General features: G+C 60.5%; 22 protein-coding genes and 1 tRNA gene. 10 read left to right on the forward strand and 13 right to left on the reverse strand.

The features are described 5' to 3' along the window. Positions 1-51: 51 nt before the first annotated feature. Complete coding sequence (locus RLW41_RS14680) at positions 52-1,149, reverse strand: quinone-dependent dihydroorotate dehydrogenase (protein ID WP_414461949.1); 1,098 nt, start codon at positions 1,147-1,149, stop codon at positions 52-54. Continuing rightward, positions 1,134-1,487 (reverse strand): DUF952 domain-containing protein, encoded by a 354-nt coding sequence (locus RLW41_RS14685; RefSeq protein WP_414461950.1) that lies wholly within the window; start codon positions 1,485-1,487, stop codon positions 1,134-1,136. The genes RLW41_RS14680 and RLW41_RS14685 overlap by 16 nt, the downstream gene beginning before the upstream one ends. 195 nt (positions 1,488-1,682) lie before the next feature. Here RLW41_RS14685 and RLW41_RS14690 point away from each other — a divergent pair, with 195 nt between their 5' ends. Beyond that, positions 1,683-3,464 carry a DUF262 domain-containing protein gene (locus RLW41_RS14690; RefSeq protein ID WP_414461951.1) on the forward strand — a complete coding sequence of 594 codons (1,782 nt, stop codon included), beginning with the start codon at positions 1,683-1,685 and terminating at the stop codon, positions 3,462-3,464. Between the two features lie 22 nt (positions 3,465-3,486). Here the strand turns inward: RLW41_RS14690 and RLW41_RS14695 are convergent, their stop codons facing one another. Further along, the gene (locus RLW41_RS14695; protein ID WP_414461952.1) at positions 3,487-5,139 is read right to left on the reverse strand and encodes a lysine--tRNA ligase; all 1,653 of its coding nucleotides are present in this window, start codon (positions 5,137-5,139) and stop codon (positions 3,487-3,489) included. A 95-nt stretch (positions 5,140-5,234) separates the two neighbouring features. Further along, positions 5,235-5,945: an alpha/beta family hydrolase gene (locus RLW41_RS14700; RefSeq protein ID WP_414461953.1), complete on the reverse strand. Its 711-nt coding sequence runs from the start codon at positions 5,943-5,945 to the stop codon at positions 5,235-5,237. Between the two features lie 175 nt (positions 5,946-6,120). Here RLW41_RS14700 and mepA point away from each other — a divergent pair, with 175 nt between their 5' ends. Further along, positions 6,121-7,629, forward strand: coding sequence for a penicillin-insensitive murein endopeptidase (gene mepA / locus RLW41_RS14705; RefSeq protein ID WP_414461954.1), 1,509 nt, complete (start codon positions 6,121-6,123; stop codon positions 7,627-7,629). A gap of 222 nt (positions 7,630-7,851) precedes the next feature. On the opposite strand, the gene msrA is transcribed toward mepA, so the two are convergent. Beyond that, positions 7,852-8,526: a peptide-methionine (S)-S-oxide reductase MsrA gene (gene msrA, locus RLW41_RS14710; RefSeq protein WP_414461955.1), complete on the reverse strand. Its 675-nt coding sequence runs from the start codon at positions 8,524-8,526 to the stop codon at positions 7,852-7,854. 118 nt (positions 8,527-8,644) lie between these two features. Beyond that, complete coding sequence (locus RLW41_RS14715) at positions 8,645-9,100, reverse strand: hypothetical protein (protein WP_414461956.1); 456 nt, start codon at positions 9,098-9,100, stop codon at positions 8,645-8,647. A 171-nt stretch (positions 9,101-9,271) separates the two neighbouring features. On the opposite strand from RLW41_RS14715, the gene RLW41_RS14720 reads away from it, so the two are divergent. The 3 genes from RLW41_RS14720 (at position 9,272) to RLW41_RS14730 (ending at position 11,046) form a co-directional block, all read left to right on the forward strand. Next, positions 9,272-9,361: transfer RNA gene (locus RLW41_RS14720), tRNA-Ser, on the forward strand. A gap of 315 nt (positions 9,362-9,676) precedes the next feature. Next, positions 9,677-10,138, forward strand: a complete 462-nt coding sequence (locus tag RLW41_RS14725; protein WP_414461957.1) for a DUF1330 domain-containing protein — start codon at positions 9,677-9,679, stop codon at positions 10,136-10,138. Next, positions 10,135-11,046 (forward strand): alpha/beta fold hydrolase, encoded by a 912-nt coding sequence (locus tag RLW41_RS14730; RefSeq protein ID WP_414461958.1) that lies wholly within the window; start codon positions 10,135-10,137, stop codon positions 11,044-11,046. Before RLW41_RS14725 ends, RLW41_RS14730 begins: the two co-directional genes overlap by 4 nt. 141 nt (positions 11,047-11,187) lie before the next feature. On the opposite strand, the gene RLW41_RS14735 is transcribed toward RLW41_RS14730, so the two are convergent. Beyond that, positions 11,188-11,559, reverse strand: a complete 372-nt coding sequence (locus tag RLW41_RS14735; RefSeq protein WP_013946492.1) for a carboxymuconolactone decarboxylase family protein — start codon at positions 11,557-11,559, stop codon at positions 11,188-11,190. Between the two features lie 184 nt (positions 11,560-11,743). Here RLW41_RS14735 and RLW41_RS14740 point away from each other — a divergent pair, with 184 nt between their 5' ends. Then, positions 11,744-12,037: an MliC family protein gene (locus RLW41_RS14740; protein ID WP_409562408.1), complete on the forward strand. Its 294-nt coding sequence runs from the start codon at positions 11,744-11,746 to the stop codon at positions 12,035-12,037. Positions 12,038-12,071: 34 nt separating this feature from the next. Here RLW41_RS14740 and RLW41_RS14745 read toward each other — a convergent pair whose 3' ends face one another. Both RLW41_RS14745 and RLW41_RS14750 read right to left on the reverse strand, forming a co-directional pair. Next, positions 12,072-12,563: a hypothetical protein gene (locus tag RLW41_RS14745; RefSeq protein ID WP_409562409.1), complete on the reverse strand. Its 492-nt coding sequence runs from the start codon at positions 12,561-12,563 to the stop codon at positions 12,072-12,074. A 119-nt stretch (positions 12,564-12,682) separates the two neighbouring features. Next, positions 12,683-14,365 (reverse strand): FAD-dependent oxidoreductase, encoded by a 1,683-nt coding sequence (locus RLW41_RS14750; RefSeq protein WP_414461959.1) that lies wholly within the window; start codon positions 14,363-14,365, stop codon positions 12,683-12,685. 166 nt (positions 14,366-14,531) lie between these two features. Between RLW41_RS14750 and RLW41_RS14755 the strand changes: the two genes are divergently transcribed. The 4 genes from RLW41_RS14755 (at position 14,532) to RLW41_RS14770 (ending at position 18,180) form a co-directional block, all read left to right on the forward strand. Then, positions 14,532-15,122 (forward strand): NADPH-dependent FMN reductase, encoded by a 591-nt coding sequence (locus RLW41_RS14755; RefSeq protein WP_409562411.1) that lies wholly within the window; start codon positions 14,532-14,534, stop codon positions 15,120-15,122. Between the two features lie 160 nt (positions 15,123-15,282). Then, positions 15,283-16,713 carry a sensor histidine kinase gene (locus RLW41_RS14760; protein ID WP_414461960.1) on the forward strand — a complete coding sequence of 477 codons (1,431 nt, stop codon included), beginning with the start codon at positions 15,283-15,285 and terminating at the stop codon, positions 16,711-16,713. Continuing rightward, positions 16,703-17,152: a response regulator gene (locus RLW41_RS14765; RefSeq protein ID WP_409562413.1), complete on the forward strand. Its 450-nt coding sequence runs from the start codon at positions 16,703-16,705 to the stop codon at positions 17,150-17,152. Before RLW41_RS14760 ends, RLW41_RS14765 begins: the two co-directional genes overlap by 11 nt. A 2-nt stretch (positions 17,153-17,154) precedes the next feature. Continuing rightward, positions 17,155-18,180, forward strand: a complete 1,026-nt coding sequence (locus RLW41_RS14770; protein WP_409562414.1) for a response regulator — start codon at positions 17,155-17,157, stop codon at positions 18,178-18,180. Between the two features lie 43 nt (positions 18,181-18,223). Here the strand turns inward: RLW41_RS14770 and RLW41_RS14775 are convergent, their stop codons facing one another. The 4 genes from RLW41_RS14775 to RLW41_RS14790 form a co-directional block, all read right to left on the reverse strand. After that, on the reverse strand, positions 18,224-18,562 hold the full coding sequence (locus tag RLW41_RS14775; protein ID WP_414461961.1) for a hypothetical protein: 339 nt from the start codon (positions 18,560-18,562) through the stop codon (positions 18,224-18,226). A gap of 52 nt (positions 18,563-18,614) precedes the next feature. Beyond that, positions 18,615-18,773 (reverse strand): hypothetical protein, encoded by a 159-nt coding sequence (locus tag RLW41_RS14780; RefSeq protein ID WP_409562416.1) that lies wholly within the window; start codon positions 18,771-18,773, stop codon positions 18,615-18,617. A 116-nt stretch (positions 18,774-18,889) separates the two neighbouring features. After that, complete coding sequence (locus RLW41_RS14785) at positions 18,890-19,087, reverse strand: hypothetical protein (protein ID WP_155831180.1); 198 nt, start codon at positions 19,085-19,087, stop codon at positions 18,890-18,892. Between the two features lie 204 nt (positions 19,088-19,291). After that, positions 19,292-20,125: a ribonuclease HII gene (locus RLW41_RS14790; RefSeq protein ID WP_414461962.1), complete on the reverse strand. Its 834-nt coding sequence runs from the start codon at positions 20,123-20,125 to the stop codon at positions 19,292-19,294. Positions 20,126-20,295 lie beyond the last annotated feature (170 nt).

Consider the following 20,295-nt stretch of genomic DNA (forward strand, 5'->3'; position numbering starts at 1 on the left):
ACTTCGTTGCGATAAGCGTTCGACTGGTACCGTCCCCGCGGCATTCTATCTCTAAAGCGGCTGTTTCGCCCAGTAGTCGGCGTGGCGGCCGCGGATGGCGGCGAGACTCGACTGGCCGCTGCTCTTCAGGGCGTCGGTCAGGACGGACTTGATCTCACTGATGAGGCTTGGCCCTTCGTACACAAGACCCGTATAGAGCTGCAACAATGTGGCGCCGGCTTCGATTTTTTCCAGGGCCTGCTTGCCGGAACCAATGCCGCCGATGCCGATGAGCGGAATTTTTCCACCGGTTTCCCGGTAGATGCGGGCGAGCATGGCGGTCGAACGGGCAAACAGCGGTTGTCCGGAGAGGCCGCCTGTCTCGTGCGCCAACGGCGATTTGACGCCGTTGCGGGTGAGGGTCGTATTGGAGACTGCGATGCCATCGACGCGGTGCGCGACGAGGCGTTCGACGATCGGCGCGATGTCGGCCTCGGCGATGTCGGGCGCGATCTTGACGATGATCGGACGGCGTAACGCACCATCTTTGACCAGCCGCGTGCGCGTCGCCATGATCCGCGTCAGAAGTTCGTCGAGCGCTTCGGGCGCTTGAAGGTCGCGCAGGCCTGGCGTGTTCGGCGAGGAGATGTTGACGGTGAAATAACTGGCAAGCGATGTGAACCGCATCAATCCCAGAACATAATCTTCGCCGCGGTCGTCGCTGTCTTTGTTCGCGCCGATGTTGACGCCGACGATGCCGCCGCGATTTTTTCGCGCTTCGAGCCGGTCCAATGCCGCGGTGTGGCCGCCGTTGTTGAAGCCGAGCCGGTTGATCAGGGCCTTGTCTTCCAGGAGGCGGAATACACGCGGGCGTGAATTTCCGCTCTGCGGTTTCGGTGTTACCGTACCAACTTCGGCGAAGCCGCAGCCCATTCCAAGGACTGCGTCGGGTACGCGTGCGTCTTTGTCGTAGCCGGCGGCGATGCCGATGGGGTTGGGGAATTCAAGACCAAAGACGGATTGCGCCAGCACGCTATCGTCGGGTTTGAGTGGGCGCGGGTAAATTCCGCATTCCAGTGCCTTGAGGGAAGCCTCGTGGGCCTCTTCTGGGCCGAGTGCGAAAAGCGCGGAGCGCGCGAAGCGGTAGAAATTTTTCAGCACACGAACCATTCCTCTTCAATTCGCGGTATGCCATTCTCATCGTTTTGAAGGTGACGCTGCCACATTGCTTTGGACACCGACAAGTTGCTGTAGAGGTGCGGGAAAAGGTCTCCGCCGCGCGATTGTTCCCATTTGAGTTCGGGGCCTAATGTCGAGGCCTCAAACGCGATGAGAACAAGATCGCCTTTGTCTTTGAAATGTTTTTCTAATGTGCCGGGAAGCTGATGTTGCGCCGAAAGATGTATGAAGCCATCGCGACGATCATCGACCGATCCGGTATATACTCCATCTATGGTCGCCTTAGACCATTCACGGACGGTAGCAATTTTGAATACGATTTTGTTCATTGCAGAGTTTGAATTTTGATGGCGCTCTCTCACTGATATCATTACGCCGCAGCGACACGGAGAGTGTGGCGCCGATGCAAGCCCGTTGCTATCACGGCTGCATATGCGTGCAACCCGTTTCGTGTATCGCGGGTTTTCAATTTCGGGTCGCGGGGATGCGGTACCCGCGGATGGCAGATAGAGGTCTTCGTTTTCGTGTATCCAACGGCGTCGCTAACGATTTCGGAACTGTTCTTCGGACCCTATCTGTTGAACATTCCGCTGTTCCAACGGCCGTACTCGTGGGGACGAGAACAGGCCGAGCAGCTTCTCGACGATTTGATGGAGGCTGCCGGCGTCTGCTCGGGCGGAGAGGCCGATCAGACGTATTTTCTGGGCGCCGTTGTGTTGATGGATGCGCCTGGCGCCGAGACTTCGAAGCTCACCGCGAAGATGACGCCTCGCGAGTTCGGAGTGATTGACGGACAGCAGCGGCTCGTTACGCTGATGACGCTGCTTGCTGTGTTGCGCGATCTTGAAACCGATACGCGCAGGCCGGTCGGCAAGCGCGTACACAATATGCTCATTGCGCAACTTGGGACGCGCTTCTTTCGTACCGAGCGGTTCCGAATGCATCTTTCGACGCGCGAGCGCGCCGTGTTCGAAGATCATATTCTGCTGCCGGGAAGTTCGGTGCAGCCGACCTATCTCGCCGCGCCGTCCTTGCCGGAAGCGACGCTGCTCGAAGTGCGCGACCGCTTCAAGGCCGTTTTGTCCGAGATGACCAATACGGCACGGCGGACACTTGCCGATTTCATCGCGGACAGTTGTTATGTCGTCGTGATCGTCGGCAACGACATCGACCGGTCGCATCAGATGTTCGTGGTGTTGAACGAGCGCGGGAAGAAGCTGCAGCGCAACGACATCCTGAAGTCCGACATTCTGGCGCGCATGTCGACGAGCGATGCGAAGTGGGCCGTCGGGATGTGGGACGATATGAGCCTGGCGCTCGGCGAAGGATTCGAGCCGTTCTTCGGCCATTTGCGCACGATCTACGGTCATGGCCGTCTGCAAATCGTCTCGGGCGTGCGGCAAGTCATTCGCGACAGCGGCGGATCGGAAGCGTTCTTCAAGGATGTGTTCCTGCCGCTTGCGAAAGCGTATGTGCTGGTTAGGAATAACGGCGCAGACGTGCTGTCGCACAGCATGCAGCGGACGCTCATCTATCTCAATCGGTTGCCGGAAGCCGACTGGGCGCCTGCGGCTATCGTTGCGCTCAAGGACTGGAAGCACGATCCGCGCCGGGCCGCGTTTCTTTTGGACGAGATCGAACGATTGGCGATGCTGACGCGGCTGCTTTGCGCCGGGTCAGGCAAGCGTGTGCGGCGCTTTGCGGAGCTTATTAAAGTTATGCGGTCCGGAGTGCCGATCGACGCGTCGCATCCGGTTCTGCAGATGTCGCGCGATGAAGTTCGCGGCGTCGCCTTCCATCTCAAGGATTTTCACAAACGCAATCCGAAGGTGTGCAAGCTGCTTTTGATGCGGCTTGGCGACGAGCTGGCAGGTGAGATGGATGTGGTCGATCCCGACCTCTACACCATCGAGCACGTGCTGCCGCAGCGCCCGGCCGCGTCTAGTCCGTGGCGCCAGAAGTTCGCGAGTTCGGAAGAGCGCGCGCAACTCGTGGAAAGCCTCGGCAACCTTGTGCTGATCACGCAGCAGGAGAACGACCGGGCGCGCAACGCATCGTGGGAGGACAAGAAGCAGATTTACGCTAAGGCTTCGAGCCGGGTGCCGCTTCTTGCGATCACGCGCGACGTTCTCGGTGAAACGGAGTGGTGCAAGGAGCAGATCGAGGCGCGCGAGCTTCGACTGATCGAATTGGTCGGCAAGCTCTGGCGGATCGACCTTCTCGGGCAACGGCCGGGCGTTCGCCCGCCGCCGCTCAAGCCTGTCGATGTCGAAGAGCCGACGGAGCCTCTACGGCATCTCGCGTGAGGGGATGACGGGAGCCGCATGCTTAGGCAGCGGCAAGTTCGCCGCCGAGCGCTTTCGCAATCAACGCGCGGGTTTCGGGAATGCCGTACAGCGCAACAAAGGTGCCGAGACGCGGGCCGCGCTCCTGGCCCAGCAAGATCTCATAGATCGCCTGGAACCAATCGAGTTTTACACCGGGGCCGCCGCTGGGGCTGGTCTTGGTCGTGTCCTGATAGCGCGGAATGGAGCGGCCGACGTCGAGCAGCGCATTCTGGATGGTGTCGCCGTCGGCGCCTGACGGCAAAGCTGCGAGCGCCGCGTCGAGGCTCTTCAAGGCTTCGATCTCAACGTCGTCGGGTGCGCGGAACTTCTTCGTCGGTTTGACGAAGTCTTCGTAGTAGCGGATCGCGTAGCCGGCAAGCTTGTCGAGGATCGGCGCATTCTCGGGCTCGGCACCCGGCGCGTAGCGGCGCAGAAAGCCCCACAGCACGTCCTTGGTGTGGGCATGCGATACCGACACCAGATTGAGCAGCAAGCCGAACGTCACCGGGATTTCAGGCTTCGGCGGCCTGCCGGCGTGAATGTGCCATACCGGATTGTCGATCTGCTGCTTTGAGTCCTGCTTCGGGAACGACGACAGGAACTGCAGGTATTCGTCGACTGCGCGCGGGATGACGTCGAAGTAGAGGCGCTTGGCACTACGCGGCTTCTGATACATGAACAGCGCGAGGCTTTCCGGCGAGGCGTATGTCAGCCATTCGTCGATCGTCAGGCCGTTGCCACGCGACTTCGAAATCTTCTCGCCCTTGTCGTCGAGGAACAGCTCGTAGACGTAATGCTGAGGAGGCACGCCGCCCAGGATCTCACAGATTTTATCGTAGATCGGCGCGTTGGTCTGATGGTCCTTGCCGAACATTTCGAAGTCGACGCCGAGCGCGACCCACCGCATGCCGAAGTCGGGCTTCCATTGCAGCTTTACGCGGCCGCCGGTGACGGGCAGCGTGACATCGCGGCCGTCTTCGTCGGCGAAGGTGATGGTGCCGTCCTTGGCGTTCACTTCCTTCATAGGCACATAAAGGATGCGACCGCTCTTCGGCGAGATCGGCAGGAAGGGGCTGTACGTCGCCTGCCGTTCCGGGCCGAGTGTCGGCAGCATGACCTTCATGATGGCGTCGTAGCGTTCAACGGCGCGCAGCAGCATGTCGTCGAAGCGTCCGGCCTTGTAGTATTCGGTTGCGCTCGCGAATTCGTATTCGAAGCCGAAGGTATCGAGGAAGCGACGGAGCATGGCGTTGTTGTGATCGCCGAAGCTTGCGTAATCGCCGCCGAACGGATTGGGGACCGTCGTCAGCGGCATCTGCAGATACGGTTCGAGCGCCTTCCGGTCCGGAACGTTTTCCGGAATCTTGCGCATGCCGTCCATGTCGTCGGAGAAGCAGAGAAGGCGGGTCTTGCGCTTGCCTTCGGTCAGCGTCTCGAAGGCATGGCGCACCATCGTCGTGCGTGCGACCTCGCCGAACGTGCCGATGTGCGGCAGGCCCGAAGGTCCGTAGCCTGTCTCGAACAGGACCGTCTTGGTGTCGCCGCCGGGAATCTTCTCCAGGCGCTTGAGCAGCCGGCGCGCTTCTTCGAAGGGCCAAGCCTTGGAGTCGGCGCTGGCGGTGGACTGCTCGGGCGTGAAGACGACTGCGGTCATTTGGCTATGGCTGTTCGAATGGTCACGAGATGGCAAAGGTACAAAGGCTGGCTTTGCGGCGAAGGCGCGCACCGTAGGTGCACGGGCGGGCAGCGTCAACGCGCCTTCGAAATCTCCGTGACAAATGCCGCAACGGCGTCGGCGGCGGCTGCAAGATTGCCTTTGCGGGTGAAGCCCGACGCGCCCCGCGGCCCGAAATCGTGGTCGCCGTCGTCCATCCAGGCGAACGCAATTTTGTTCGAAAGCGGATATTTTTCCACTTCGGCGCGGCTGCCGAATGGGTCGCGTTCGCCCTGAACGATCAGGGCCGGGCAACGAAGATTTTTGAGGTGCTCGGTCCGTAGCTGATCGGGTTTGCCGGGCGGATGGAACGGATAGCCGAGGCAGACGAGGCCGGCGATCGCCTTTTTCGCAAAGAGCTCGTCGGCGACGAGGCTCGCGACTCGGCCGCCGAGGGATTTGCCGCCGATCACGAGGGTGGCGCGCGGATACGCGGCGTGGATGGCGTCGATGCACGCGCGGTATTCTTCGACGAGGGCTTCTGCGCGCGGCGGCGGGCGTTTCGGGCCTCCATTGCGACGTCCGGCCATGTAGCCAAACTCGAAGAGCGTAAGCGCCAGGCCGCGTTCGTCCAAGAGAGCAGCCATTGTGTCGAGGAACGGCGAACTTATCCCCGCGCCTGCGCCATGCGCTAAGATCAGTCGCGTGTCGGCTGCAGCGTTTCCGCGGTCGATACGGAATGCTGGCAGAGCCGACGACGCAGACTTTTTTGCTGTTGCGCCGGGTGATTTTTGAACGCGGGTCATGGTGGTCACGATGCGAAAAAGACGAGCTGATACAGTGCCGGCGGTTGGCGTACCAGCGAAATTGCAGGGTGCGGATGTGACAGGCGTGCCGTTGCGCCTTAAAATTGCAGGCAGGGTCTGATTTTCGCCCGAGATTGAGCTAAAGTAGGCGTCATGAGGTAAACGGGGACGAAGCATGAGAGCCGCAAAGGTCTTGGCGCTCGCGGTCGTCTGCGCATTGGCGGCGATCGGTAGTTCGCTGGTTCAGGCATCCGACACGCCGAGTTTGTTTGGTTTCATCCAGCCGTCGCAGGCGGAATCCGCGCAGAATGCTGCGTCCGGTCCGAGCGATGACGCAAGCGATGTTCCGTCAGCGCCCGATCCTGGGCATGCAGATGGAGCGCAAGGTTCGACGCTTCCCGCTTTTGTGGCGCGGCCGCACGCGTTGACGCAGTCTGATTCCGAGCCGAGCGAACCGCCGGGTGACGATGCCGAGGCGCCGCCGTCGGATACAGCGGCTCCTGCTGCCGCCAGAACGACGACCGGCTCCGTTTCCGACAAGCCCGATGCTGCAAGCGCCGCAACGGCACCTGCGAAATCGTCGAAGAAGCCGCCGGTTTCGATCAACGTCAAAATCAAAGTTGAGCCGATTCCGGGACTGACGGCACCGAAGAAGCCGACTTGGCCGACGTTCGTCGGTGCGAAGCAACTGTTCGGGGAAGCCAAGAAGCCTGCGCCGATGGAGGCGCGTTCGATCGGCAGCTATTCGCGTGGATGTCTGGCGGGCGGTGTGCCGTTGCCGATCGACGGTCCGGCGTGGCAGGAAATGCGGCTCTCGCGCAATCGCAACTGGGGCAACCCGGTCTTGATCGCGCTGATCGAACGGTTCGCCAAGGATGCCCAGAAGCTCGACGGTTGGCCGGGCCTGCTGGTCGGCGATATCGCGCAGCCGCGCGGCGGTCCGATGGTGACGGGACATGCCAGCCATCAGATCGGTCTTGATGCCGACTTCTGGCTGACGCCGATGCCTAAGAAACGGCTTACGCGGAAAGAGCGCGAGACGCTGAATGCCACGTCGATGCTTGATGACACAGGATTGAAAGTCGATCCGAAGGTGTTCACGTCGAAGCAGGTGGCGCTCATCAAGCGCGCAGCGTCATATCCCGAGGTTGAGCGGATTTTCGTACATCCGGCGATCAAGAAGGCGCTGTGCGAGCGAGCGGGAACAGATCGTGCGTGGCTCGGCAAAGTGCGGCCGTGGTACGGCCATTACTATCACTTCCATATGCGCATCAAATGTCCGCCGGGCTCTACAGGATGTACGCCGCAAGTGCCACCTACAGGCGACGATGGATGCGGCAAGGAAGTGACGCAGTGGCTGGCGAAGGTCATCCCTGCAAAGGGTCCGCCAGCGCCGCGTCCGCCTGGGCCGCCAAGGGCGCCGAGCCCACCGATCATGCTTTCGGATTTGCCGAAGGCGTGTCAGGCGGTGCTGGCTTCCGGGCCTGATCCGATCAAAATTCCGACGGCTGCCCTGATGACGAGGGTGCAGGTGAAGAAAGCGCTGGCCAAGGCGGCGGCCGTGAATATGGCTCTCTACAAGGCGTCGACCGCGGGCGCCGCCAAAGGGTCGCCAGCGGAACTCGCAAAGAGCCCGGCACTGCGTCCGCATATGCATAAATCGGCGACGGCCGATCCGAAGTAGGCCGGACGTCATCCTCGGTTGTGCCGGGAGGCCATTTCGATCATCGCACTCTTGCGGGCGAGACAACATGATGGTGGGCGGTGGCGAAGTTTGTCGGCGCACTCGCAACAACGTCATGCCGACGTAGGTCGGCACCCAGGCAAGCATCAGCTCGCGTCGTCTTTCGACTTGTCTGGATCCCGGCCTGCGCCGGGATGACGTTGGAATAGCGACTAGGCGGACTTAGCCCTTTAAGTCCGCCGATGCTGCGTCAGAAGCGGGCATCGGGCAGGACACGCCCGTACCCTTCAGGCCGCAGTAGCCATGGGGGATCTTCGCCAGGTACTGCTGGTGATAATCTTCGGCCAGGTAGACTGGCGGCGAGGGCTGGATCTCCGTCGTGATCGCACCGTAGCCCTTGCCGGAGATCGCAGCCTCATAGGCCTTCTTCGAAGCCTCAGCCGCTGCAAACTGCTCGGGCGTGGTGGTGTAGATCGCCGATCGGTACTGGGTGCCGATGTCGTTGCCCTGACGGAAGCCCTGGGTCGGATCGTGCGCTTCCCAGAACGTCTTCAGCAGCATCTCGTAGGAAATGACCTTCGGATCATAAACGACGATGACAACTTCGGCGTGGCCGGTCGCGCCGGTGCAAACCTCGTCGTAGGTCGCGTTCGGCGTGTAGCCGCCCGCGTATCCGACGGCGGTGATCCAGATACCATCACCCAACTGCCAGAACAGGCGTTCGGCGCCCCAGAAACAGCCGAGGCCGAAAACCGCGACTTCCAGGCCGGCCGGGTAGGGGCCATGCAGGGGGCGCGAAAAGAGATAGTGCTCGGCATTGGCGGAGAGGATCGGGGTTGGACGGCCCTTCGGGGCGGTCTCGGCGGTCGGCATGACGACGCGCTTGCGTGCGAACATGGATTAGCTCCTTTTTATCGTTGGGGTGGGTGCCCCAGTATACGACGGCCGTTCCCCGTTCGTTTCAGAAAGCCTGCAACTCGCTTCCGGGGTGCAAATGGCGCGCTGGTCGCGGGCTTCAATAGTCGTTGGCGAAAATTCGAATCCGACGGCGTGGGCGACCCAGAAAGCCGCAGGCGATGGCCAGCAGCAGGAAGATCATCGTCGCCGGAAGCGACAGGACCGAGGTCAGCACCGGATCCCAGCCGACCGGCCCTGTTATGCGGCTGACTGTACGCTCCAGGGCCGACACGAACGCCGGAGCAAGGTTGTGAAGGTGCTGCAACAGCGAGATTGCGCCTTCGCCGTCGCTTCGAGGCCGCGAAACGTCGGCGGCGAAAGAGATGAGGGTGAAGAGGGCGAACAGCGCGGCGAGAAAGCGCAGCATGAGGCGCGGGCGCGATTCGGGATTCACGAAGCCTGCGACCAAGGCGATCAGCAGTGCAGCGGCGGCGACGCGGAGCAGCCACGCAGTCGGCTGTTCGCCCGAGGTGTACCAAAGCCAACAGTAAACGGCCGCCGAAGCGGCTGCCAAAGCTGAAAAGACCTTGAGAAGCGTGGAGCTGGTCATAGGTGGCAGTTGCTCATGAGCCAGCGTCAGTTTTGCGGCCCCTGCGGCCCAGCGTCAAGCTGGGGAAAATCATTTCAGGGTGCCGTTGCGCTCGGGATGCGGATGCGTATAGTGCGCCCCTTCCACGAACCGGATGGAGAGATGGCCGAGTGGTTGAAGGCGCACGCCTGGAACGCGTGTAGGCTCGCAAGGGTCTCGTGGGTTCGAATCCCACTCTCTCCGCCATTGTTGTCAGACGTGCCGTTTTGACGACGATTAGCTTCCTCTGGTTTTCCTCCATATTGCCACCCGCTTTCGCAACGCGGCGGAGCTTCGAGCGGTGAACCCCCGCTTGGTTCTATAAGGCTCAGATATATTACCCGGATACAATTGACGAAGGTATTTCGCCCGGGTATTAATGGCACGGGCATCTAGCAAAGCGCGACACGTTCGATTTCCTGAACAGCCCCTGCGGGTCCACGATTGCTGTCTTCTGGTTCGTTGCCGGAGGTGGCCATCGCGGTCGCGCGGCCAGCGATGCATCCCATTCAAGGAACCGCCATGAACAAAACCGGCTCGACAGCGTATCTCGAACCCACACAGGCCGCGGGGCGCCAGTTCGTGCAGCGCGATCTTTCCGGCCCCGTCGTCATGCTCAATCTGCTGAGGTTCAGGGATGTCGCCGATTATTCAGGCCATCCCGAACTGGCGCCTGCTGTGCCGATCAGCGGTGCACGAGCATTCGATCGCTACGTTGAGCATACGCTGCCCTTCTTGCGCGAAAGCGGGGGCGACATCTTGTTTCTCGCCAAGGGCGGCGCCTTCCTGATCGGCCCCGCCGACGAACGGTGGGATCTGGCAATGCTGGTCCGGCAGTCCAGTGTTGCTTCGTTTCTCTCCTTCGCCGCCCATGCAGGGTATCTCGCGGGGCTTGGTCATCGCTCGGCAGCGGTAGAGGACTCCCGCCTTCTCCCGCTATCGGAAATGCCATGTCGCACGCCTGCTGAGGGAATGCAGGCATGAATATAATAATGGCCAACGGCATTGAACTCGCCTGGGACAGTTTCGGCGATGCCGACGCCGAGACATTCTTGCTGATTTCAGGGCTCGGAACGCAAATGATCCGCTGGAGCGTGGGATTCTGTGAGGGCTTGGCCGGAAGAGGCTATCGGGCGATCCGCTTCGATAACCGGGATGCCGGATGCTCGACGCATTTCACGGCCTGGGCCGCGCCTGATTTTGGGGCGCTCGTCTCTGCGCTGATGGCCGGACGCCGGCCCGACGTGCCTTATACGCTCAACGATATGGCGACCGACGCGATCGGCCTCCTCGATGCTCTCGGCATCGCACGGGTCCATGTCGTCGGCAGGTCGATGGGCGGCATGATCGCGCAAGTCCTGGCGAGCGAACATGCCGACCGTGTTGTTTCACTAACCTCGATCATGTCGAGCACGGGCAATCCGGCTCTCCCTCAGGCCGCCTCCGATGTCATGGCGATGATGATGCGTCCCGCGCCGGATCCTGCTGTCGATCCGGACGGCTTTCTAAGGATGCGTCTGCCCTTCGCGCGCAGGATCGCCGGAACAGCCTATCCGTTCGACGAGGACGTCCATCGTGCCCTGCTGCTCGAGGAAGCACGGCGTTGCTACGATACGGACGGTACGGCGCGCCAGATCGCCGCCATGGCGGTGGCGGGAGACCGCCGTGCGCGCCTAGCAACGATCAAGGCGCCCACTCTCGTCATTCATGGAACAGATGATCCACTGATCCCGCCAGCCTGCGGCCACGACACGGCTGTCTCGATCCCCAGTTCGATCTATCGACCGATCGAAGGCATGGGACACGACCTGCCTCCCGAACTCGAGCAGACAGTGATCGACGCGATCTGCGATGTGGCGAAGAAGGGATCGCATCAAGCTGTTTCAAGGTGACGCTGACACACCGGCATGACAGGCATGACATTAGGTGTTCGGCACCAAAGCCGGATTCTAGCTTCCGTCCGGGGACGTTCGCCGCCTAAAGCCCAGCCATAAGATAGGATCGGAAACGTATGCGCCTCGGAGCTTGATCGATCACGCCATCGTTGGGGTCGCCGCAGCTTTGGCGGCTTCGAATTGACGGACGGCGTCGACAGCGTGGGCGGCATACATCACCGAGGGGCCAGCGCCCATGTAGATCGCCATGCCGAGGGTTTCGAAGATTTCAGCGTCGGTCGCTCCTTGAGCGACGGCCGCTTTGGCATGGAAGGCGATACAATCTTCACACCGGACGGCGACGCCGATCGCGAGAGCGATTAGCTCCTTGGTTTTGGTATCGAGGGCGTCAGCCTTGGCCGCGGCCTGAGCGATGGCGCCGAAGCCTTTCATCACGTCAGGTGCGCCAGCGCGAAGTTCTTTCAAGGTGGCGCTGACGTTTTTCGTGATCTCCATATAGTCGGTTTTCATGTCCGTCCGTTCCTCATTAGCTAACGCACAAAATCGCCGTTCGTGAGGGAGCCGCTATGATGTGCGTCAAGGTCCGTCATCAGCAGGGGTCCGCCTCGACGAATTCAAACCGGCGGTGCTATTAGAAATCGGCTAACCATCGACGCGTGAAGATCAGGCTCTCACAGATTGAGGAGACGGGAACATGCGGCTTCGTTTGTTTGTGGCGTTCGTGGCAATCGTTGCGGCCGCTCCGGCTGCGATGGCGATGGAGCCCGTCCATTATGTTTGCGCCGACAAGACGGAGTTAACGGCGACGTTTCACATGTCGCCAAGCGCCGCCCATCTCGTGTTCGCCGGTTCGGGCGAGACGATGAACCTGCCGCAAGCACCGTCTGCCGACGGTGGCCGCTATCTGAAGGGCGATACCGAGTTCTGGATCAAAGGCAGGGACGCGACGCTGACGCGCGGCGACAGTCAGACGACCTGCAAGAGCTGACGGTCCTCTCTGCCTGGCCGCGCGGCGCAGAAGCTTATTGCGGCGGCGGGGTCTTGAGTTTTGAAATTCGGATCAGTGTCGAACCGCCGACACCCGACGTCGTCCGGCATTCGAAACGATCGCCGTTGATGTCGTAGATCGCGTTGTTGTCATCGGAGGCCATGGCACGCTGCGCGCAAAGGACCGAGCCGCTGCGGATGGCCGATCTGGTGGTCGCCATGATGATAGCGCCTGCGGACGAGACGCGGTCGTAGAAGTCGGATGAAGGCCATGTCGCATTCGCCTTTGCCATCAGCTCGGGCGCTTTGTCGACGTCGCTGGCGCAGGTCAGGGTCAATTCGTCGACGCTATCGGTCTTCAGAGCAACCACGACCGATTGATCCTGGGTATTGCGTTCGGCGACGGCGATTTCGGGGTTTTGGGCGTGGACGTTTGCGGCCAGCGCATCACACTCGTCGGCGCGGGTCGGGGCCGTCCAGGCGACAGCCAAAGCTGCGGTCAAAATCGTCGTTCGCCAAACACTCATTCAAGTCCTCTCAATTCCGCGATGCAGAGACCCTACACATCGTGGCGCGGATGGTCTGCTAAGCCAAACGGGCGACCAACTTATGGCAGTTGGCTGAACGTCAGAAAACAGCAAACTTATTAGACGGTTGCGGCGGCCTGAAGGGGTGCGGTCGCCGACGAAAGGTACGTGTGAAGCGCGGCGACGACCTGGGCGCCTTCACCGACTCCAGCTGCGACGCGCTTGATCGAGCCGGCGCGCACATCGCCGATGGCAAAGATGCCGGGGATGCTGGTCTCCAGAGAGGCGCAATCTTCGCCCGCGCCGATACCCGTCAAGACGAAGCCTTTGGGGTCGAGCTTGACGCCGGTCTCGGCTAGCCAGCCGGTTTCGGGATCGGCACCGATAAATAGAAAGAGGTGGCGGACGCTACGGCAGACTTCGTCGCCGGACGGAGAGCGCCACGCGATCGTTTCGAGGATGCCATCGTTACCTTCGAGGCGCGTGATTTCCGAATTTGTAAGAATATCGACGTTGGGCAGGCCTTTGATCCGGTCAACGAGATATTGCGACATCGAGAGCGAGATGTCGCCGCCACGCGCGAGCAACCAGACTTTTTTTGCGCGGCCTGCGAGGTAGACGATGGCCTGTCCGGCGGAATTTCCGGCGCCGACGAGGACGACCTCCTGCTGCGAGCACAGCTTGCCTTCGATTGGAGAGGCCCAGTAGTGGACGCTGCTGCCTTCGAAATCGTGCAGGTTCTCGACGCCAAGGCGGCGATAGCGGACGCCGGTCGCGACGACGACGGTGCGCGTGCGGACGTATTGGCCGTCCGCGAGTCGCAGCGTGAAACTGGTGGTGCTGTCGCTGCCATGTGTTTCGAGGCCGACGACCTCCGAGGGAATGGCGAATTCGGCGCCAAACTTCTGCGCCTGATTGAAGGCCCGCGCCATCAAGGCCATGCCGGTTATTCCAGTGGGAAAGCCCAGATAGTTTTCGATGCGCGAGGATGCGCCGGCCTGGCCGCCGAACGATCGGCAATCGAGAATAAGCACTGACAGTCCTTCGGAGGCAGCATAAACGGCTGCGGCCATGCCCGCCGGTCCCGCGCCGACGATCGTTACGTCGTAGAGGCGGTTTTCATCGAGCGGGCCAACGAGGCCAAGGCAGCGGGCAAGCTTCAATTCGGTCGGGTTTTGCAGAAGGTCGCCGCTCGGGCAAAGCACGATTGGAAGTGAGGATGGATCGACGTGGAAGCGCTCGATAAGGCAGCGTGCTTCCGGATCGTTTTCAGGGTCGAGGTCGACATGGGGATGACCGTTGCGCGACAGGAAGTTCTGCAGGCGGATAACGTCGCTGTTGCCTGCGCGGCCGACGATGACAGGGCCTGCTCCCGTTTCCAGGAGGCCGACGCGACGCAAGATCAGTGCACGCATGATCCGTTCGCCAAGCTCGGCTTCGGCGATGAGAAGGGCGCGCAGTTTCGATGGTGCGATGACGAGCGCTTCGACCGTCGTCGTCGCGACGGCATCGACGAGCGAGGGACGGCCGGACAACTGAGCAAGTTCTCCCATGAACGAGCCCGGTCCGTGCGTGACTATGGGTGTGTCGCGCCCCTTCATGTCGCGCTGGGTGACATCGACGCTGCCGCTCAGCACGATGATCACACCGGCGCCGACCTTGCCGACCTGTGCAAGCGCATCGCCTGCGCCAAAGGATTTGATATCTCCGAAGCGGCGAACGCGCTCGATCTCGTATGTTTCGAGATGCGGGAACATCTGCTCGCGCCGATTTGCGGTGAGGGAACCCACGTTCGAGGTCATGGCAACTCGCATTTAGGTCATTATAGGTATTCAATATTCACCACTGCAGCGTTGCGCAACGAAATAGGGCGGATAAAGCCCGGATAAAAGCGGCAGGTCATGGAACCGAAACGCCGCCAGCGTCGTTTTCAGTCCCGTTGCGATGTATCTAGGACTGGAGATCTGGGTGCCCGATAAAATTCTCGTTTTTTACGGTTCATATCGCAGCGATCGGATGGGCATTCGGCTTGCTGATTTTCTGGTGTCGCGCTTGAAGCAGCGGGGCGCCGATGTCGAATTGATCGATGCGAAAGCCGTGAACCTGCCGATGCTTGATCGGATGTACAAGGAGCACAAGCCCGGCACTGCGCCCGCGGCGCTGGAAGAGCTGGCGCAGAAAATCAAAGCCGCTGACGCATTTTTATTCGTGGTCGGCGAATACAATTGGGGCATGCAGCCCGGCCTCAAGAACCTCACCGATCATTTTCTTGAAGAATGGTTCTGGAGACCGGCGGCGATCGCGAGCTATTCGGCCGGGCGGCTTTCCGGTGTCCGCTCTGCGACGGCATGGCATGGGACGCTATCGGAAATGGGAATGATCGTCGTCTCCAGTACGCTGTCGGTCGGTCCGATCGGGCAGACGCTCGGCCCCGACGGCGAGCCGATGGGGGAAGGTGGCAAAGCTTTGGAGAAGATGTTTCCGCGTTTTGCCGACGATCTCTCCTGGTGGACCGAAGCCGCCAAGGCGCAGCGTGCCAAACGCGCGCCCCCTTACTGATATTGTGAAGCTTCGCTGGGCAGTTCCGAAGTTATTTTTCAGATAGCACTTTGGTCGAAACTGTCTTATCGGAGAAAAATAGACTGGGGCAGCCGAGCGGTTAATGGGCGCGAATTCTTCGAATCTTTTGCGCGTTACATATGTATTCGCGGCGGCTGGCGTGTTGACGCTTGTCGTGCTTGTTGCGGTTTCTTTCTGGCTTTTGGAGAAGACCAGCACCTCGACGCGCGACGTGATTTCCGCTCGTGAGCAACGTGGGGCTCTGACGCGTTTCCTGTCGGCAGTTCAGGACGCGGAGACGGGGCAGCGCGGGTATCTGCTGACGGGCGAAAGCCGGTATCTCGAGCCATATAACTTGGCTGTTACGGATGTGCCGCAACGGCTGGCGGAGGTTCGGAGACAGTTCAAAGATCAAACCCAACTCAACGCGGGCTTCGATAAATTGGCGGCAGCGACGGCAGACAAGCTCGAGGAGCTTGCCGAGACGGTTCGCCTGAAGACAGAGGGCGACTCGGGGCGGGCATTGGCCGTGGTTAAATCCGACCGTGGCAAGAACCTGATGGACACTATCCGCACGCTTGTCGAAGAGCAGACGGAGCTGGTCGAAGCTGAGTTAACCAAGAGCATCCAAAGCCAGCAGGACGATGCGATGCTTGCTCGTTGGTTCACCGTGGGCGCGGGTGTCGTCATCCTGTTGGCGGCCCTGGGCGCCGCCGCGACGATCTTGCGATATACGCGCGCTCTGTTGGCAACTCGCGGCAAGATGGAGCAGCTCAATTTGGGGCTTGAGGAGCGCGTCAAGGAAAGGACAGCGGACCTGCAGCGTGCCAACGATGAAATTCAGCGCTTCGCCTATATCGTCAGTCACGACCTGCGGGCGCCGCTCGTGAATGTCATGGGGTATACGTCAGAGCTCGAAGCGGGGTTGGGGACGCTTGTGAGCCTTTGCGAGGATCCCAAGCTCGATGAACTGGAATCGGGGCCAGCCGCCCGGGCCGCGATCCGTGAAGACTTGCCGGAATCGATCGGGTTCATCCGGACTTCGACACATAAGATGGACGGGCTGATCAAGGCGATCCTTAAACTGTCGCGGGAAGGGCAGAGAATTCTCCGGCCCGAGACGGTCGATCTGGAAGAGTTTTTTGATTCCGCCATCGCAGCTGTGCAGCACCGGGTTACGGAAGCGGACGGCGAGGTCGAGGTTTTGCGGCCGATGCCGACGATCGAAACCGACCGTCTGGCTCTTGAGCAGGTTTTCGGCAACCTTATTGATAATGCACTGAAATACACTATGCCGGGACGCGCGCCCAAGATCATCATTGAGCAGGTGCCGAGCCGCTGGGGGGCAATCGTCATCGAGGTTCGCGATAACGGTCGCGGCATCGCCATCGACGATGCGGAACGCGTGTTCGACCTCTTTCGGCGCGCTGGAGCACAGGATAAACAAGGCGAAGGGATCGGCTTGGCGCACGTCAAGACTTTGATCCGCCGCCTCGGGGGTGAGATCACGATGACGTCTGAACTCAAACGAGGCACGACGTTCCGCGTCATGCTGCCTCGTAAACTACCGGAGAAGCCGAATGCCCAATAGTGAAGGTAAGGCGGTCCAGATCGTCATGATCGAGGACGACGCTGGACACGCGCGCCTCATCGAAAAGAATATCCGGCGCGCGGGCGTCAACAACGACATCATTCCATTTGTGAATGGAACGGAAGCGCTGGCATTTCTGTTTGGTCCGAATGGAAGCGGCGAGACGAGCGCGCGGAAGCATCTGCTTGTGCTGCTCGATCTCAACCTTCCCGACATGACTGGCGTCAGTATCCTCGAAAAGATCAAGGCGAACGAGCATACCAAGCGGACACCCGTCGTCGTGTTGACGACAACGGACGACGAACGCGAAATTCAGCGCTGCTACGATCTCGGCGCCAACGTCTACATCACGAAGCCCGTCGACTACGAGAACTTCGCGAATGCGATCCGGCAATTGGGGCTTTTCTTTTCTGTTATCCAGGTACCGGAAACCAACTGATCATGGCGCCGAGGGTGCTCTACATCGATGACGATCCGGGCATCGGGCGCTTGGTTCAAAAAACGCTGCAGGCGGGTGGTTTCGACGTCGAACTCGCTCATTCGGGCGATGATGGACTAAATCTCGTTCGCGCCAAGCCGTTCGATATCGTAGCGCTCGATCATCACATGCCCGGAATGGTCGGGCTGCAGGTGCTGAAGGAAATCCGAGCGCTCCCTAATCCGCCGCCAGTCGTCTACGTGACCGGATCGGAAGATAGCCGCGTTGCCGTCGCAGCGCTCAAGGCGGGAGCGATCGATTACGTCTGGAAGGATGTGCAAGGACATTTCCGAGAGCTGTTGATGCAGGCCGTCCAGACATCGTTGGAGCAGGAGCGGCTGCGGCGAGACATGGAAGCGGCCGAGACGGAAATCCGCTTGGCGCGCGACAGGGCTGAACTGCTGCTGAAAGAGGTCAATCATCGCGTTGCCAATTCGCTGGCAATCGTCGCCGGACTTTTGGCGCTACAACGGCATTCGCTCAGTGATCCCGGCGCGCAGGATCTGCTCGATCAAATGAGCGCGCGGATCATAGCGATCGCGGGGGTGCACCGCAGACTTTACACGTCGCAAGATGTGACGGCGGTGGATCTTAAGGAATATCTCACCAGCCTAATCGAAGATTTGAAGCGGGCGATGGGCGATGCCGGTCGCAACCATCCCGTCCATCTCAACAGCGTGCCGTTGTCCATTCCGACCGACAAGGCGGTTTCGATCGGCATCGTCGTCACCGAGCTTGTCACGAACGCGTACAAGTATGCCTATCCTGATCGTGCCGACGGGGAAATCCGCGTCGATGTCTCCATGAGGGAGGGCCAAGTCGTTCTCACCGTCGAGGATGACGGCGTCGGTCTCGGCAAAACGCAGATGGCGGGCGGCACCGGTTTGGGCACACGTGTCATGACGTCGATGACGTCGAGCATCGGCGGCAAGCTGGACTTCAGCGGCGGAGACAGCGGCACGCGGGCCGTGCTGACATTTCCAGTTTGAAGCTCGAGCGGCGTGCAGGTTTTGCGGAAGGCAGTTTGCGTCGCTAGCGGCGAACGTATTGCACCGGTAGTTTCGGCGCGTGCGGCAGATCCGGGAACGAGGCGACAAATCCGAATTCACGAATGTCGAACGGATGAAACGGCGCCGACAGAAAAATCACCGGCACGCCGAGAGCCTGCACGGCTGTACAAAACGCCGTCGTCTGTTTGTCGGTATCGAATTCGACGAGTACGGCGTCGATGTGTTTGCGTTCGATCATTTCGAGCGCGGGAGAAAATCTGCTGAAGATATGGGCTGTGTCGCCGGACTTGACGACAATGTCTCTCAGTTCGAGGCCGCATGAGCGAGTCCGGTCGACGACAACGAACGATTTGGAAGCCATTACGGTTCTCCTATCGCTTCATCCAATGTCAGCCTCGAACATCAATGCCGAATTATCGGCGCGAAGATTTCTGATTGGTACGGCGAACCTCGGCGGGCTCCGCTCCATCCCGGTCGGAAATTTGCAAACCGAGATACAGCAGGTAGCAAAAGACGATCGGGGGTGCGGCGACCGACAGCAGCAACAAAAAATCGTAAACGATGGCGAGCATGCCGCCTCCCTTCTCCGCGAATTAAGTCTCAACCGGAGAAATAAGTTCCCGTTTACGAATGTGAGCGGTGCGGGGCAGCTATGCGCTGGGATGGCCGGACATCGACCACGGTTGGATTAATTCTGAGCGCCGAAGCCCAGTCGTTCCAACGCGCTCTCGCCGAGCCTGCGGTCGTCGCCGCCGCTTTGCACCAATCGATCGAGGTGGCGGACGGTACGCGTCAGATTGCGCCGCATCGTCTGCTGGAAGAAGATTTGGCTCACCTCTTCGTCGCCGAGGTCGAGTATGAGCCGGGCTTCTGACCTGGCTTCCATGAGATCGCTTTCCGACATCATTACGCTCACCCCGCGTTTTGATTACGCTACTGCGAGGCCCCAGCTTATAGCGGATTTCATCCGCAATGGATCCCCCGCCGTTCAAAAATCATCTCTGGCCGAGTATCACAACTGTCATAAATTGAGAGAAATCCGAGCAGCCGAATGGCGTGGTTGCGCTGCGGGTTTTCTGCTGGGGGACGATCAGCGTTCTTCTGTATCTGCTATCGAGGCGCTGTCATCGCCGTTGAATGATGTTGTGTCATGAAGCGGAGGCAGGCCGAGCACGGAGCGGACTGGCGCAAACGAGCGGCGATGAATGGGTGAAGCGCCCAGCATTTTCAATGCCGTGAGATGTTCGCGGACCGGATAGCCTTTGTGGGTCTTGAGGCCGTAGCCGGGATATTCGCCATCAAGATCGTGCATTTTGGCGTCGCGCGAGGTCTTGGCGATGATCGAGGCTGCCGCGATCGTCAGGCTTTTGCAGTCGCCGCGCACGATCGCCTGCTGCGGGATAGCCAAGTCTTTGATCCGCCGGGCATCGAGCAGAATGTGATCGGGCGGGTTGGCCAAACCTTCGACGGCGCGGCGCATTGCCAGGATACCGGCCCAGTAGATGTTCAGGCTGTCGATTTCATGTACTTCGGCCCAGCCGACGGCCCACGTCACTGCAACCTTCTTGATTTCGACGGCAAGACGCTTGCGCGAGACGGCGTCAAGCTTTTTGGAGTCATCTACGCCGGGAATGCGGGTGCCGGGTTCGAAGATGACGGCTGCTGCGCACACCGGTCCGGCCAGCGGGCTCATGCCGGCTTCGTCGACGCCCGCCACCAGAAGCACGCCCGACGACCACAAATCGGTTTCGAAGCGCAGTAAATTGCGCAGCCTCTGGCCTTCCGAGCGATTATCAAAGCGGCGCTTTTCTATGGCTGAGAGAATGACTCTGGCGCCAGCGCGCGGATCACGCCGCAGTGCGGCTTCGAGCGCCTTATCGAGAGGCCGGCCTTCGCGCACATGGCGAAGGGTAAGTTCTGACAAATTGAGTTTCACAGGGCACGCGTAGAGGTCTTGTTCGGCAAGACCGTGGCACGGGCGCTCCGCGAGCGTCAACTTTCAACTCGGTTCAGTTTCAACGAGGCCGGATTACCGGCGGGACGTCAGGTTCCTCAGGCGGCTGATCCGGCGGCGGGGGCGAACTGGGCTCGGGT

The organism is Hyphomicrobium sp. DY-1, from assembly GCF_047497105.1.
Lineage (GTDB): Bacteria > Pseudomonadota > Alphaproteobacteria > Rhizobiales > Hyphomicrobiaceae > Hyphomicrobium_B.